This window comes from Luteimicrobium subarcticum, from assembly GCF_002798015.1.
GTDB lineage: Bacteria > Actinomycetota > Actinomycetes > Actinomycetales > Cellulomonadaceae > Luteimicrobium > Luteimicrobium subarcticum.
In genome coordinates, this window is record NZ_PGTZ01000011.1 from 145,462 (window position 1) to 160,525 (window position 15,064).

Annotated in this window: 13 protein-coding genes and 4 tRNA genes; 7 read left to right on the forward strand and 10 right to left on the reverse strand. The window is 72.7% G+C overall.

Annotation, left to right across the window (positions count from 1 at the left end; genetic code table 11):
- Nucleotides 1-85 precede the first annotated feature (85 nt).
- The 8 genes from CLV34_RS14130 to CLV34_RS14165 all read right to left on the reverse strand — a co-directional run bounded on the left by CLV34_RS14130 (nucleotide 86) and on the right by CLV34_RS14165 (nucleotide 5,730).
- Entirely contained in the window at nucleotides 86-1,585 is a 1,500-nt protein-coding gene (locus CLV34_RS14130; RefSeq protein ID WP_100350943.1) for an MFS transporter, read from the reverse strand.
- A gap of 61 nt (nucleotides 1,586-1,646) precedes the next feature.
- Nucleotides 1,647-2,183 (reverse strand): HNH endonuclease, encoded by a 537-nt coding sequence (locus tag CLV34_RS14135; protein WP_100350944.1) that lies wholly within the window; start codon nucleotides 2,181-2,183, stop codon nucleotides 1,647-1,649.
- A 67-nt stretch (nucleotides 2,184-2,250) separates the two neighbouring features.
- The gene (locus CLV34_RS14140; RefSeq protein ID WP_100350945.1) at nucleotides 2,251-2,433 is read right to left on the reverse strand and encodes a hypothetical protein; all 183 of its coding nucleotides are present in this window, start codon (nucleotides 2,431-2,433) and stop codon (nucleotides 2,251-2,253) included.
- Between the two features lie 7 nt (nucleotides 2,434-2,440).
- Entirely contained in the window at nucleotides 2,441-2,944 is a 504-nt protein-coding gene (locus CLV34_RS14145) for a peptidoglycan-binding domain-containing protein (protein WP_100350946.1), read from the reverse strand.
- 88 nt (nucleotides 2,945-3,032) lie between these two features.
- A complete protein-coding gene (locus tag CLV34_RS14150; RefSeq protein ID WP_100350947.1) occupies nucleotides 3,033-3,428 on the reverse strand; it encodes a hypothetical protein in 396 nt (131 codons plus the stop codon).
- 163 nt (nucleotides 3,429-3,591) lie between these two features.
- A tRNA-Val gene (locus tag CLV34_RS14155) sits at nucleotides 3,592-3,663 on the reverse strand.
- An 85-nt stretch (nucleotides 3,664-3,748) separates the two neighbouring features.
- On the reverse strand, nucleotides 3,749-4,603 hold the full coding sequence (locus CLV34_RS14160) for an aminotransferase class IV (protein WP_100350948.1): 855 nt from the start codon (nucleotides 4,601-4,603) through the stop codon (nucleotides 3,749-3,751).
- Nucleotides 4,600-5,730, reverse strand: coding sequence for a chorismate-binding protein (locus CLV34_RS14165; protein WP_100350949.1), 1,131 nt, complete (start codon nucleotides 5,728-5,730; stop codon nucleotides 4,600-4,602). The genes CLV34_RS14160 and CLV34_RS14165 overlap by 4 nt, the downstream gene beginning before the upstream one ends.
- A gap of 188 nt (nucleotides 5,731-5,918) precedes the next feature.
- Between CLV34_RS14165 and CLV34_RS14170 the strand changes: the two genes are divergently transcribed.
- From CLV34_RS14170 to CLV34_RS14185, 4 genes are all read left to right on the forward strand, one after another.
- A tRNA-Gly gene (locus CLV34_RS14170) sits at nucleotides 5,919-5,991 on the forward strand.
- Nucleotides 5,992-6,044: 53 nt separating this feature from the next.
- Nucleotides 6,045-6,115: transfer RNA gene (locus CLV34_RS14175), tRNA-Cys, on the forward strand.
- Between the two features lie 33 nt (nucleotides 6,116-6,148).
- A tRNA-Val gene (locus tag CLV34_RS14180) sits at nucleotides 6,149-6,223 on the forward strand.
- A gap of 577 nt (nucleotides 6,224-6,800) precedes the next feature.
- Nucleotides 6,801-7,109 (forward strand): hypothetical protein, encoded by a 309-nt coding sequence (locus CLV34_RS14185; RefSeq protein ID WP_342747236.1) that lies wholly within the window; start codon nucleotides 6,801-6,803, stop codon nucleotides 7,107-7,109.
- A 97-nt stretch (nucleotides 7,110-7,206) separates the two neighbouring features.
- On the opposite strand, the gene CLV34_RS14190 is transcribed toward CLV34_RS14185, so the two are convergent.
- Together CLV34_RS14190 and CLV34_RS14195 are read right to left on the reverse strand one after the other, a co-directional pair.
- Nucleotides 7,207-8,058 (reverse strand): hypothetical protein, encoded by an 852-nt coding sequence (locus CLV34_RS14190; protein WP_100350950.1) that lies wholly within the window; start codon nucleotides 8,056-8,058, stop codon nucleotides 7,207-7,209.
- A gap of 155 nt (nucleotides 8,059-8,213) precedes the next feature.
- On the reverse strand, nucleotides 8,214-8,402 hold the full coding sequence (locus CLV34_RS14195; protein ID WP_100350951.1) for a hypothetical protein: 189 nt from the start codon (nucleotides 8,400-8,402) through the stop codon (nucleotides 8,214-8,216).
- A gap of 110 nt (nucleotides 8,403-8,512) precedes the next feature.
- On the opposite strand from CLV34_RS14195, the gene glgX reads away from it, so the two are divergent.
- From glgX to treZ, 3 genes are read left to right on the forward strand one after another with little or no spacing between them, the layout of a single operon-like run.
- Entirely contained in the window at nucleotides 8,513-10,633 is a 2,121-nt protein-coding gene (glgX, locus tag CLV34_RS14200) for a glycogen debranching protein GlgX (RefSeq protein ID WP_100350952.1), read from the forward strand.
- Nucleotides 10,630-13,137: a malto-oligosyltrehalose synthase gene (gene treY / locus CLV34_RS14205; RefSeq protein WP_100350953.1), complete on the forward strand. Its 2,508-nt coding sequence runs from the start codon at nucleotides 10,630-10,632 to the stop codon at nucleotides 13,135-13,137. Before glgX ends, treY begins: the two co-directional genes overlap by 4 nt.
- On the forward strand, nucleotides 13,134-15,059 hold the full coding sequence (gene treZ, locus CLV34_RS14210) for a malto-oligosyltrehalose trehalohydrolase (RefSeq protein WP_100350954.1): 1,926 nt from the start codon (nucleotides 13,134-13,136) through the stop codon (nucleotides 15,057-15,059). The genes treY and treZ overlap by 4 nt, the downstream gene beginning before the upstream one ends.
- Nucleotides 15,060-15,064 lie beyond the last annotated feature (5 nt).

Here is a 15,064-nt window from a genome sequence, read left to right on the forward strand (position 1 = left end):
CAGGGAGGTCACGTCAGGGTCTCCTCAGGCGATCGGGGGACCCACCAGGCGGTGGGACCCCCCGATCGTACCGACCCGGCGGTGCTCAGTCGTCAGCGTTTCGGGACGAGGCGTCCGCGTCCTCGGCCGTCAGCGGCGTCGCGATGTCCTCGAGCGACTTCCGCTCCGCGTTCACGCCCAGGAACATCGCGAGCACACCGCCCCCCACCATGAGCGCCGCACCGATGTAGTAGCCGACCGCGATCCCGCCGATGTCCTTCGCGGCGCTCGCGGAGTCGATGAGCCGACCGAACAGCAGCGGGCCCGTGATGCCGCCCACGGCGGTTCCGATCGCGTAGAAGAACGCGATGCACAGCGCCCGGGTCTCCATCGGGAAGACCTCGGACGCCGTGAGGTACGCCGAGCTCGCACCCGCGGACGCGACGAAGAAGATCGCCATGCCGAACGCCGTGAGCGAGACCGCGGTCAGCGAGTCGAGGCGCACCCCCGCGACCGCGAGCAGCACCCCCGACACGATGTACGTGGCCGAGATCATCCGGACGCGCCCGACCTTGTCGAACAGCGGCCCGAGCAGAAGTGCTCCTGCGAAGTTGCTCACCGCGAACAGCGCGATGTACGCGCCCGTCTGGTCGACCCCGAGGAACGTCTGCAACGTGTCGCCGAACGTGAAGAAGAACGCGTTGTAGAGGAACGCCTGACCGACGAACAGTCCCAGGCACAGGATCGTCCGGCGCGGGTAGTCCTTGAAGACGGTCCGGGCGATCCGGCCGAGCCCGATCGTGTGGCGCTGCCGGACCGTGATCGTCCCCTCGGGCGCCGGGAGCTTCTCGCCGCTCTCCCGCTCGACCGTCTCCTCGATCTCCGAGACGATCCGCTCGCTCTCCTTCTCGCGGCCGTGGATGAACAGCCAGCGTGGGCTCTCCGGCACGTTGCGCCGCACGAACAGGATCGCGAGGCCCAGCACCGCGCCCAGCGCGAAGCACACACGCCATCCCAGGCCGGCAGGCACCAGGTCGGGGTTCAGCAACGGGATCGTCACCAGCGCGCCGCCCGCAGCCCCCAGCCAGTACGACCCGTTGATCGTGATGTCGACGCGCCCCCGGTACCGCGCGGGCACCAGCTCGTCGACCGCGGAGTTCACCGCCGCGTACTCGCCGCCGATCCCCATCCCGGTGACGAACCGCACCGCGAAGTAGTACGCCGGGTTCATCGAGAACGCCGTCAGGACTGTCCCGAGCAGGTACGTCAGCAGCGTGATGATGAACAGCTTCTTGCGCCCGAACCGGTCCGTCAGCTGTCCGAACAGCAGCGCGCCGACGCACGACCCCGTCACGTAGACCGCGCCCGCCATGCCGATCTGCGAGCTCGACAGCCCCAGACCGGTGTCGGACGACTTCAGCGCGTCCGACAGGTTGCCGACGATCGTGACCTCGAGCCCGTCGAGGATCCACACGACCCCCAGCCCGACGATCACCGTCCAGTGCCAGCGTGCCCACGGCAACCGGTCGAGCCGGGCCGGCACGTCCGTCGTGATCTCCTTCAGCCCGTCGGGGCCGCTGTCGGTCTCGCTCGTCGTCGAACGCATGACACGGGTCTACGTCCGGCGGCGCCCCGATGCACGTCGAAGCGCCCCCGGACGGGACGGCTCATGCCGGGGCGAGCAGGTCCCAGACCATCTTCTGCAGGTCGTCCTGCGTCGCCGGACGCCGCGGCTCGAACAGCAGCGGCATGCCCGCCTCCTCCGGCGTGCGGTCCGCCTTGAGGTTGTTGCACGGCGCGCACGCCGTCACCAGGTTCGTCCACGTGTTCGCCCCGCCACGCGACTGCGGCAGGATGTGGTCGACCGTCGCGCCACGCTGCCCGCAGTAGGCGCACGTCCGACGGTCCCGCTCGAGGATCTGCTGCCGGCTCGCGATCTCCGAGCCCGCAGACCGCACGTCGTGCGGCACGTGCACGTACCGCCGCATCGCGACGATCGTCGGCCACGGGAACGTGATGTGCGCGGAGCGGACGAACCGGTCCGGCTCCGCCCGCAGCACCACGACCTGCTCCGCCACCAGCATCGTCATCGCCCGGATCGTCTCGACCGCGCACAGCACCTCGTACGACGCGTTGAGCAGCAGCGTGGACGAGCGCAGCAGCTGCTGGCCCGTCGTCATCGTCGTCGTCGGCGTCGCGGTCATGGGTCCGACCTCCTGGGACGATCCTGGGGGTTCGGGCGGCGCGGCGCCAGGGCAAATCGCCGAGGAATCAGCGTTCGCGGCCCCGGAACCAGCTTCGACGACGCCGGTGCCACAGCTCTCCGACGCGGCGCTCGGGGACGCCGGAGCCGTCCACGAGGTCCGCCGCCACCCGCGGGTCGGAGCGGAACACCGTCATCGGTTCGGTGATCACCTGCTGCCCGGGCGCTCCCCAGGACGTCGCGCGGCTCATCGCAACCTCACGCCGTCACGCCCGGTTCGCGGACCGCGCACGCCCCCGCGAGCACCGCGCCGAGCGCGTGCAGCGGCAGCGCCCAGGTCTGCAGCCCGACGACCCCGTCGTGCGGGACGCCCGCGACCTGCTGCGCCGCCTGCACCGTGTGCGCCGTCGCCGGACCGAACACCCCGTCGGTCGCGAGCACCGCCGTCCCCGGGGGTGTGAGCTCGCCGCGTCCCTGGTTCAGGGTCGTCTGCAGCGCCTTCACCACCGTGCCCTCGGCGCCCCCGGACAGCACCGGCGGGCGCCGGTCGCCGCCCCGCAGACGGGTCCACGTGGAGTGCCCGACGATCCCGTCGACGGTCAGCCCCTCGGCGGCCTGGAACTCCTCGACGGCGTCCTTCGTGCGAGCACCGAACACCCCGTCGACGTCGCGGTACTCGAGGGTGAGGCGCACCAGGCAGTACTGGAGCCAGCGCACGTCGTCGCCGGTGGCACCCTGCTGGATCGTGGACGGGACGGACATCGTGCACCTCCGGGATCGCGGCCGGCAGAGCCGCCGACCGTCACCGGGGAGAGAGGCCCGGCGGCCGTCCGCGATACAGGGGCAGCGCTCACCGCCTCGCTGACGCCTGGCGCGCGCCGTCGTCGCGTCCCGCGCGACGGACCAGGGTGCGCCGCTGCTTGCGCATCATGACGACGTCCCCCCACGCCAGCGCGTCACGCCGCGCGCACGCGAGCACCCGGCCGAGCGGCGGCAACCACATCAGCGCCTCGAGCCGGGTCCGGTCCGGTGCGACGGGCACGACCCGGTATGTCACGGTCACCGCCCCCATGGCCCGCGTCGGCCACCCCGGCCGCATCGTCGACGTGACCGACTCGCCCGAGACGAACGACACGAGCGTGAAGAGGGTCATGAACCGCTGCCCGGTCCGGAGATGCACGAGCGACGGGTCCGCGCGCTGCGGGCTCCGCAGCCCGACGTTGTCGAGCCCGTCGTAGGGGGGCACGGCGCAGCTGGCACACCCAGGCGAAGAGCGTCTGAGCGCCCCCACGTCGGCATGGGTGCCAGTCTTCCGGTGCGGTGGGCAGCGCGCGCACCGTGGGGCGACCGCCGTGCACGACGAAGGCCCCCGAGCGGCGGTGCCGCTGTTCGGGGGCCTTCGTGAAGGGTGGGCGATACTGGGTTCGAACCAGTGACCTCTTCGGTGTGAACGAAGCGCGCTACCACTGCGCCAATCGCCCGCTGACGCCGGGAACCGGAGAACCGGCCCTGCGTGCGCCTCCGAGGATAGCGGGTCCGGGCGCCAGGTGTGAAACCGGCTCCCGGTCAGGGGTCGACGAGGTCCCGCTGGCGGGCCGCGAAGAGCTGCGCGAGGCGCTGGCTCAGTCGCCCAGGCTCGACCGGGGCGCCGTCGAGCTCGACCACCGGGGTGAGGTTGCGGACGCTGCCCGTGACGAGCAGGTGCGCCTCGCCCCGTTCGACCTCGTCGAGCACGTCGAACGTCAGCTCTCCGGGCGCGGCCTCCCGGACCGGCAGCCCGACCTCCGCGCCCCACTCGAGCGTCAGGGCGCGCGTGATCCCGGCGAGGCAGCCGCTCGACAGCGGCGGCGTGACGAGCTCACCCCCGCGCTCGACGAACACGTTCGCGCCCGTGCCCTCGCACAGCTCGCCGACGGTGTTCGCGAGGATCGCCTCGTCGGCGCCGCGCTCCTTCGCGTAGGCGAGGGCGACGACGTTCTCGGCGTACGACGTCGTCTTGAGGCCCGCCACGGCGGACCGTTCGTTGCGCACCCACGGTGCGCGCACCACCTTCGACGTCGGCCCGTGCCCGCCCGGCGACGCCGCGACCACGACGGTCTGGCGCCCCTCCGTCCGGCCGGAGCCGAGCGGCCCGACGCCACCCGTCACGGTGATCCGCAGCCGCTGCGCGGTGTCGCCTGCGTGCGCGAGCACCTCGGCGACCGCACGCCGGATCAGCGTCTCGTCCGGCGTGGCGAGGCCGAGCCCCGCGGCGGACCGCGCGAGCCGCGCGAGGTGGCGCGTGAGCGCGAAGCCGACGCCGTCGACCACTCCCAGCGTCTCGAACACGCCGTCCCCCACCGTCAGGCCGTGGTCGAGCGCGACGAGCGCCGGCTCGTCCTCCCCCACGAACCGCCCGTCGACCCACACCGTCGTCGTCATCGTCCGTCCTCTCGTCGGTCCTGCTCCTGTCGTGGGCACGTCGCCGACGCGAGCCCGACGAGCCGGCGCGCCTTGAGCACCGTCTCGTCCCACTCGGCGGCAGGGTCGGACCCCCACGTGATGCCGGCCCCCGCGCCGAAGCGCAGCACACCGTCCGACCACCAGAACGTCCTGATGGCGACGGCCAGCTCGGCGCGCCCGCGCTCGACGTCGACCCAGCCGAACGCACCGCAGTACGGTCCGCGGGGAACGGGCTCGAGCCTACGGATGATCCGCAGCGCGGACGACTTCGGGGCACCGGTGACGGACGCCGGCGGGAACGTCGCGTCGAGCAGCGCGAGGACGTCCAGCGGCGCGCCCACGGCCGGGGTGAGGCGCCCGGCGACGCGCGAGACCAGGTGCACCAGCCCGGGGTGCCGCTCCTCCGCGAGCAGGTCCGTCACCTCGACCGTGCCGGGCTCGCACACGCGCTGCAGGTCGTTGCGCACCAGGTCGGTGATCATGACGTTCTCGGCGCGGTCCTTGTCCGTCATGCCGCCCGGTACCGCTGCCGTGCCCTTGATCGGCCCGGACGTCACCACGCCGTCCGCGACGGACAGGTAGAGCTCGGGCGACGCGCTGACCACCCACGCGGGCGCCGCGGAGCCCCCGCGCGGGACGTGCAGGTGCCCGCCGTACGGGGCCGGGTTGCCGGCCTCGAGGACGGCCCGCAGGGCGGCGGCGTCCGGCTCGACGACCCCGTCCGCGCCGCCCGTAGCCGGCAGGGCGGCGGCGAGCACACGGCACACGTTCGCCTGGTACACCTCGCCGTCCCGGATGCGGGCGCGGACGTCGTCCACCGCGTCGCGATACGCGCGCTCGTCGAGCGACGTCGTCCACGTGTCGCGCGCCGGGCCGATCCAACGGAGCGGCTCGCCTCGCACGTCGTCGGCCGGGGCACCGGCGTCGGTCTGCTCGACGCGCGCGAACCGCCACGCGCGCACGTCGCCCTCGAACGTCGCGACGACGAACCACGGGCCGCCCGTCGCGAGAGCTCCGGGATGCTCGCGGAGGTCCACGGAGGCCACGACGTCGTGCGCGCGCAGCGCCCCGAGTCCCGCGCTCGCAACGGACGAGGATCGGCTCATGCGAACACGCTAGCCGTGCCGGACACGACGAACGGCCGACAAACGGCACCGTTCCGCCGTTCCGGGGCCTCCACGGCTGTCGGCGCGCCGACGCGACGGACGCCAGTTGGACTCTCGACCCGAATCTCCATTACAGTTCAGACCGCGCCGGAAACGCCGAGGGAAACCTCGACGGAGACGGAGAGCATGCGGACGTGGCTCAGTTGGTAGAGCATCACCTTGCCAAGGTGAGGGTCGCGGGTTCGAATCCCGTCGTCCGCTCGGAGGCACACGAATCCCCAGAGGCTCATGTGGCCCACGGGTGCGAGTCTCAGGGTGGAGTGGCCGAGAGGCGAGGCAGCGGCCTGCAAAGCCGTATACACGGGTTCGAATCCCGTCTCCACCTCGCAGCAGTATCGGATGTGTGTGTCGCATCCACGGGCGATTGGCGCAGCGGTAGCGCGCTTCCCTGACACGGAAGAGGTCACTGGTTCGATCCCAGTATCGCCCACCAGCAAGGCCCCAGGTCATCGACCTGGGGCCTTCGTCGTCTGCTCGAGGAAGCGTGCGTGACGCAGCCGCCACCAGCGCCGTAGGCCCCTATGCTCAGCTCTCGGCAGGCCGGTGCTGCAACGACCGGTTGAACGCGACCACTGCGGTCCCTGCGACCTTCGCCGGATATGCGGCCTTCGTCCCGGAACACCTTCGTTCACGAGTCCGAGGAGTCCCTCGTCAGGCTGTCGGCCGCAGTCGAGCGACTTGGACAGACCGACGACCGATTCACCGTACGGCGCTCGTCCAGTCGCACGCTGCTCATCGACTGGCTGGCCGCAGATCGAGGACGACGCATCCGGATCCTCGCGCGGACCGTCCCTGCCGTTGGCAGAGCAAGCTCAACGCAGAGACGATGCAGCTGACCTCCATCACGGCGGAGCCGATGGCGCCCGAGGCGACCGCGACCGTCTAGCCGGTCCGGGCAGTACGCGGTCGGACACGCCGCGCCACATGCACCGGAGAGCTGCCCCTGCTCCTCGAGGAAGAGCCGCCGGCCTGCGCCGTGGGTACCGTCCGGGGCGGATAGCCTGACGGTCGTGCAGAACGACGACCCCCGTCCCCCTCGCCCCACCACCGACCGGCTGGCCGCGGTCAGCCCCGCGATGCGACGGGCCAAGCAGGAGGCGCAGGCGTCGCACGTGACGACGGGCACGGTCGACGTGCGGCCGGACGGCCGCACGACCATCGACTGCTCCTGCGGCATGGTGCTGACGAACGGACCCGACTGGTCCCTGGACGAGCACATCCGCCTGCACCGCGCGGAGGCGCGCTACCTCGCGCTCAGCATGGCGGCGCCCGCAGGCATGCCCCGGCTCCTGCCCGTCTCGCGCACCAGGCTGCCGTGACACCGATCGGACACCACGCGCCGCCTGGGGCCGGATGCGCGACGAGACGCCGCCCGTGCGGGCGACGCCTCGTCGTCGTTGCCGGTGAGCGGCCGGTTCAGTACGCGCCCACGCTCGTGGCGAGCGAGCTGTAACCGGCGACCGTGCGCGTGCCCGCGTACACGACGCGGTAGAAGGTCGTGCCCGTGACCTTGACGGCCTTGGTCCAGCGGCCCGAGCTGCCGACGACGATCGTGCCGCCGTAGCGCCACGTCGACGAGCCCGCCGCGTGGTACTGGAAGCTGAGCTTGCTGCCGGCGGGCAGGTACGAGCGGGTGTAGTAGTGCGACTGGTCCACGCGCGTGTACGTGCCGGTGCCCGTGATCTTCGTCGTGTGGTTGCGCACGACGCGGGTCGGCGACGCGACCGGCTTGCTCAGCGAGCTCGCGGAGCGGACGCCGAAGGTGGCCGCGGTGGTCACGGTGGCGTCCAGGTCGCCGCCGTTCGCGACGGTGTAGCGGTAGGCCTCGACCTCGGCGTGCAGGGAGCACTGGCCGGACTGCGTGTAGTGGGAGATGCCCGATCGCTTCGTGTTGTCGAGCGTCAGCGGGAGCGTCCAGGTCGCCGACTTCGTCTGGCTGTACTTGTACAGGACGGTGGTGCCGGTGGAGCCGCCGCACGTCGCGTCGCCCACGGTGCGCAGCTCGACGCTGTAGGAGACGGGCACGGACTTGCCGTTGCTGTCCTTGAACGCGGCCGGGATGGAGACGCTGACCTTGGCCCAGTTGGAGACCGTGTACTTGCCGGCCTTGTTCGGGACGTCGAGCACGGACACGGCGACGGTCACGCCCGAGGCGGACTTCGTGGCCGTGTGGGTGGACGCGTCAGCGACCACGGCCGGGACGGTGACGATGCCGACGGCGAGTGCCGCGGTGAGGGCGCCGGAGACGGCGCGGTTGACGAGGCGCATCGTTGGATGATGCCTTTCCTGTGGGGCCCCCCACGCAGCGATCGCCGCCCGGGTCGTCGACCTTGCGGTGACGTGCGCAGCAATTGTCGCCTATCACAGGGGGTGCCCAGCGCCGTGCCGTATGGGGAGTTCTCCCCATACGCTGCGCGCCGCGTTCAGAGCTCGTCGGGGTCGTCCCAGGACGTGCCCGACGAGGCGCCCTCGATGGGGTGCCGCTCCGTCTCCGACAGCGAGTGCGGGGCCCTCTTGGCGTCCCCGCCCGCGAGCACGTCCCGGCGGTGCTCGCGCGCGATGCTGCGCTCCTCGTCGGTGCGGGCGGACGGTGCGGTGCTGTTGGTGCTCATGGCTTCGGGTCTACCAGGTCCGGCGCGCCGTCGCACGTGTCCGCGCCGCGCCCGGCCCGGTGTCCGGGTTCACCCGTCGCACGCACCGCACCGGGTGGCAGTCTGAGCCCATGGAGCAGTGGCCAGGACGTTCATACCCGCTCGGTGCGACCTTCACCGGGACGGGCACCAACTTCGCACTTTTCTCGTCGGTGGCGGAGAAGGTCGATCTCGTGATCTTCACCGACCGCGGCCGCGAGCAGCGGGTGCCGCTGCACGAGGTCGACGCGCACGTGTGGCACACGTTCCTCCCGGGCGTGGTCCCCGGGACGCGGTACGGGTACCGGGTGCACGGGCCGTACGACCCGGCGCGCGGGCTGCGCTGCGACCCCACGAAGCTCCTCATGGACCCGTACGCGAAGGCCCTCGAGGGCCAGGTCGACGGCGACCCGTCGTTGTACTCGTACCGCTTCGACAAGCCGGACCACCAGAACCGCGCCAACTCGGGGCGGCACACGATGCGGTCCGTGGTCACGAACCCGTACTTCGACTGGGGCCACGACCGGCCGCCGAACCACGACTACCACGACAGCGTGATCTACGAGGCGCACGTCAAGGGCATGACGATGCGTCACCCGGACGTCCCGGAGCACCTGCGCGGCACGTACGCGGGCATGGCGCACCCCGCGGTGATCGACCACCTGCGCAAGCTCGGTGTGACGGCGATCGAGCTCATGCCGGTGCACCAGTTCGTCAACGACTCGACCTTGCAGGAAAAGGGCTTGTCGAACTACTGGGGCTACAACACGATCGGCTTCTTCGCCCCGCACAACGGGTACGCGGCGTACGGGTCGCGTGGCGAGCAGGTCCTCGAGTTCAAGTCGATGGTCCGCGCGCTGCACGAGGCGGACATCGAGGTCATCCTCGACGTCGTCTACAACCACACCGCGGAAGGCAACCACCTCGGTCCGACGCTGTCGTTCCGCGGCATCGACAACCCCGCCTACTACCGGCTGGTCGACGGCGACGAGGCGCACTACTTCGACACGACGGGAACCGGCAACTCGCTGCTGATGCGCTCCCCCGCGGTGCTGCAGCTCATCATGGACTCGCTGCGCTACTGGGTCACGGAGATGCACGTCGACGGCTTCCGGTTCGACCTCGCGGCGACCCTCGCCCGGCAGTTCCACGAGGTGGACCGGCTCTCCGCGTTCTTCGACCTGGTGCACCAGGACCCGATCATCTCCCAGGCCAAGCTCATCGCGGAGCCGTGGGACCTCGGCGACGGGGGCTACCAGGTCGGCGGCTTCCCGCCCCTGTGGACGGAGTGGAACGGCCGCTACCGCGACACGGTGCGCGACTTCTGGCGCGGCGAGCCGTCCACGCTCCCCGAGCTGGGCTCGCGCCTGACCGGGTCGTCCGACCTGTACGAGCACACGGGCCGCAAGCCGATCGCGTCGATCAACTTCGTGGTCGCGCACGACGGGTTCACGCTGCGCGACCTCGTGTCCTACAACGAGAAGCACAACGAGGCGAACGGCGAGGGCAACAACGACGGCGAGAGCCACAACCGCTCGTGGAACTGCGGCGTCGAGGGCCCCACGGACGACGAGGAGGTCGAGACGCTGCGGGGCCGGCAGGCGCGCAACGTTCTCGCGACGCTCCTGCTGTCGCAGGGCGTGCCCATGCTCGCGCACGGCGACGAGATCGGCCGCACCCAGGGCGGCAACAACAACGCGTACTGCCAGGACAACTCGGTGGCCTGGATGGACTGGAACCTCGACGACGCGCGTCGGGGTCTGCTGGAGTTCACGCAGACCGCGGTCGCGCTGCGCCGCGAGCACCCCGTGCTGCACCGGCGCGGGTTCTTCACGGGACGCGTGCCAGGTGACGCGGTGGACGCCGTGCCCGACCTCGAGTGGTTCGACATCACGGGCACGCCCATGGACGACACGGACTGGCACCAGGCGTTCGCCCGGTCCGTCATGGTGTTCCTCAACGGCGACGCGATCCCCGAGGTGAACCGCCGCGGCGAGCCGATCGTCGACGACTCGTTCCTCATCCTGTTCAACGCGCACAGCGACCCGCTGGACTTCGTGCTCCCCCCGGACCGGTACGGGCTGCGCTGGACGGCCGCCCTCGACACCGACGGCACCCTCGCCCCCGGCGACACCGTCTCCGCCGGGCAGGCCCTCACGGTGACGAGCCGCAGCGTCATCGTCCTGACCCGTCCCCCGGGCCTGACGGCATGAGCGACCGTCGCCGGCCCGCACCCGGGCGGCCGGTCCCCGTGTCCACCTACCGCCTGCAGCTGGGCCCCGACCTGACGTTCGACGACGCCGCCCGCCAGGTGCCCTACCTCGCGTCCCTCGGCGTCACCCACCTGTACCTGTCCCCCGTGCTGCAGGCGGCCCCCGGGTCGACCCACGGATACGACGTCGTCGACCACGCCCGCATCAGCGACGTCCTGGGCGGGCGGGCCGGGCTGGACCGGCTCGCCGCGGCGGCCCACGCCGCGGGGCTCGGGATCGTCCTCGACGTCGTGCCGAACCACATGGCCGTGCCTGTGCCCGCCTGGCACAACACCGCCCTGTGGTCCGTGCTGCGCGAGGGGCCCGGGTCGCCCTACGCGCACTGGTTCGACGTGGACTGGTCTGCGGGCGAGGGGGCCGTGCTGCTCCCGATCCTCGGGTCACGGTCCGCGGACGTCGTCGCGTCCGGCGAGCTCGTCCTCGACGAGGAGACCGTGGGCGGGGTGACCCTGCCCGTCCTGCGCTACCACGACCACGTCCTGCCCGTGCGCGACGGCACCCAGGACCTCCCCCTCACCGAGCTCCTCGAACGCCAGCACTACCGGCTCGCCTACTGGCGCGTCGGCGACGACGAGCTCAACTACCGACGGTTCTTCGACGTCGGGTCGCTCGTCGCGATCCGCGTCGAGGACGAGTCCGTGTTCGACGCCACCCACGCCCTCGTCCTGCAGCTCCTCGCCGACGGGACCGTCGACGGCCTGCGGATCGACCACCCCGACGGGCTCGCAGACCCCACCGGGTACCTCGACCGGCTCGCCGAGCGCACCGGCGGCGCCTTCGTCGTCGTCGAGAAGATCCTCGCCGGGGACGAGACGCTCCCTCCGGACTGGGCGACCGTCGGGACCACCGGGTACGAGACCCTGTGGCGGCTGCACGCCCTGTTCCTCGACCCTGCCGGGCGCGCACCCCTCGCCGCCCTGCAGGAACGGCTCGGCGCGGGCGTCCCCGGCGGCCTTCCCTCGCTCGTCGAGACCTCCAAGCGGGAGATGGTCGGCGGCAGCCTCTACGCCGAGGTCCACCGGCTCACCGACCTCGCCGCCGCTGTCTGCCGCGACGACCCCCGCCTGCGCGACCACACGTGGCGCGGCCTGCACCAGGCGCTGCGCGAGCTCCTCGTCGCGTTCGACCGGTACCGCTCCTACGTCGTCCCCGGCGTCGTGCCCCGCCGCGAGGCCGTCGACGCCACCCAGGACGCCTCGGGCCGCGCCCGCACCCGCCTCACCCCCGACCGGCACGACACCCTCGACGTCCTCGTCGACCTCCTGCTCGGGCGCGAGGTCGGGTCCGCCGGCCGCACCCGCGGCGCCCGGCGCGACGAGCTCGTCGTCCGCTTCCAGCAGGTGTGCGGTGCCGTCATGGCCAAGGGCGTCGAGGACACCGCGTTCTACCGGTGGACCGAGCTCACGTCCCTGTGCGAGGTCGGCTCCGAACCCGACCGGTTCTCCGTCGACCTGCACGAGTGGCACGCGTTCGCGCACGACCTGGGGCGCCTCACCCCCCTCGCCCTCACCGCCGGCACCACCCACGACACCAAGCGCGGCGAGGACACCCGCGCCCAGATCGGCGTCCTCACCGAGCAGCCCGCCGCCTGGGCCGACGACGTCGACACGCTGCGCGCCCTGACCGCCCCCTACCGCAGCGCGCTGGTCGACGGCCCCGCCGAGAACCTGCTGTGGCAGACCCTCGCCGGGACCTTCGACGCCGGCGGCGACCCCGCCGACGGCGCCCCGATCGACGCCGCACGCCTCGAGGGCTACCTCACCAAGGCCCTGCGCGAAGCCAAGCTGCACACCACCTGGACCGCCCCCGACGCCGCCTACGAGGACGCCGTCCTCGGGCTGGCCCGCCGGGCGCTCGCGGACGACGCCGTGGTCGCGGCCCTCGGCGACCAGGCGCGGCGGCGAGCACCGCTCGTGCAGGCCGCGGTGCTCGGCACCAAGCTCGTCCAGCTCACGATGCCGGGCGTCGCCGACGTCTACCAGGGCAGCGAGTCGTTCGGACCCGTGCTCGTGGACCCGGACAACCGGCGCCCCGTCGACGCCGCCGACCTGGAACGTCGCCTCGCCCGTCTCGACGACGGCGCGACCGCCCGCACTCTGAGCGACCAGAAGCTGCTGGTCACGTCCCGCGCCCTGCGGGTCCGGCAGGACCTGCCGGGCGCGTTCACCGGGGAGGCGGCCGGCTACCGGGCGCTCGCGACGTCCACGCCGTGCGCGGTCGCGTTCGCCCGCACCGAGGACGAGGCCCCGCGCGCCGTGACCGTCGCGACCCGGCTCGCGGGGACCCTGGACCGGTTCGGCGGGTGGCGCGACCACACGGTCGAGCTGCCCGGCGGACGCTGGCGTGACGTGCTGACGGACCGCCCGGTCGAGGGGGGCCGCACCCGGCTCGCCGACCTGCTCGCCGACCTGCCCGTCGCACTGCTCGTCCCGGCGGACCGATGACGACGGCCGGGCCCGTTCCCACCGCCCCGCAGGCGGAGGCCTGGGTGCCGGCCGTCTGGGCGCCCGACGCCCGGACCGTCGATCTCGTGCTCCCCACCGCCGGCGGCGGCACGTGGGAGCCCGCCCGCCGCGTCGCGCTGCACCCCGTGGACCGGCCCGGCTGGTGGTCGGCGGGCACCGCCGCGCTGCCCGCCGACCTGCCGGACGGCCTCCCGCCCGGGACCGACTACGGCTTCTCCCTGGACGGTGGCCCCGGCCTACCCGACCCCCGCTCCCCCCGCCAGCCCTGGGGCGTGCACGGGCCGAGCCGCGTCGACGCGGAAGCCTTCGTGTGGACGGACGGGTACCGGTCGACCGGCCCCGCTCCCGGTGACCCGCCGCGGACCGCCGGCCCCGGTCGCGAGGTGCTCGGCACGGTCGTGTACGAGCTCCACGTCGGCACGTTCACCCCGGAGGGCACCCTCGACGCCGCCGCCGCCCACCTCGACCACCTGGTCGACCTGGGCGTGCAGACCGTCGAGCTCATGCCGGTCGCGGCGTTCCCCGGCCGCTGGGGCTGGGGCTACGACGGCGTCCACCTGTTCGCCGTGCACGAGCCGTACGGCGGCCCGGACGCCCTGCGCCGGTTCGTCGACGCCGCGCACGGCGCCGGGCTGGGGGTCGTCCTCGACGTGGTGCACAACCACCTCGGACCGTCGGGAAACTACCTGGGCGCCTACGGCCCGTACTTCACCGAGGCGCACCACACCCCCTGGGGCGCCGCCGTCAACCTCGACCAGCCCGGCAGCGCCGAGGTGCGGCGGTTCCTGCTCGACAACGCGCTGCGCTGGCTCACCGCGTTCCACCTCGACGGCCTGCGCCTCGACGCCGTGCACGCCCTCGTCGACGACTCGCCCCGGCACCTGCTCGCCGAGCTCGCCGACACGGTCGCCGAACGGTCCCTGGAGCTGGGCCGACCCCTGACCCTCGTCGCCGAGTCGGACGAGAACGACCCGGCGACCGTGCAGCCCACCGCTGCGGGCGGTCGCGGCATGGACGCGCAGTGGGCCGACGACGTGCACCACGCCGTCCACGCCTACCTCACCGGGGAGCGGCACGGCTACTACGTCGACTTCGGGTCGGCACAGACGCTGCGCAAGGCGCTCACGGGGGCGTTCGTGCACGACGGCACCTTCTCCACCTTCCGGGACCGGCCCTGGGGGCGGCCCGTGCCCGCCGGGACGGACGGCCACCGGTTCGTCGTGTTCGCCTCCGACCACGACCAGGTCGGCAACCGCGCGCTCGGCGACCGACCGGCCGCCGGCCTCGACGCGGGGGCGCTCGCGGCGTCGGCCGCGCTCGTCCTGTGCTCGCCGTTCACGCCGATGCTCTTCATGGGCGAGGAGTGGGGCGCGTCGACGCCGTGGCAGTACTTCACCGACCACGACGACCCCGAGCTGGCCCGCGCGGTGAGCGAGGGGCGTCGGCGCGAGTTCGGCGGGCACGGCTGGGCGGACCTGTACGGGAGGGACGAGGTCGACGTCCCCGACCCGCAGGCGCCCGGCATGCGTGACGCGAGCGTGCTCGACTGGTCGGAGCCCGGCCGCGGCCCGCACGCGCGGCTCCTCGCCTGGTACCGGGACCTCGTCGCGCTGCGGGCCGAGCCGGCGGTGTCGTCCGGGGACCTCGGCGCGGTGCGGGTGACCGCCTCGGACGACGACGCGGTCGTCGTGGTCGAGCGTCCCGGGGTCGTGGTGGTCGTCAGCCGCGCCGAGGACGTGCGCACGGTGCGGCTGCCCTCCGGCGGTCGCTGGCGCGTCGCCGCGGCCTGGGAGACGGGCACCGCGATCACGGGCAACGGGCATGGTCAGGGGCATGGTCCGGCTCAGGAGAACTTCGTGACCGTCCCGGCCCGGTCGGTCGCCGTCCTGCTCGCGGGCTGAAGGGC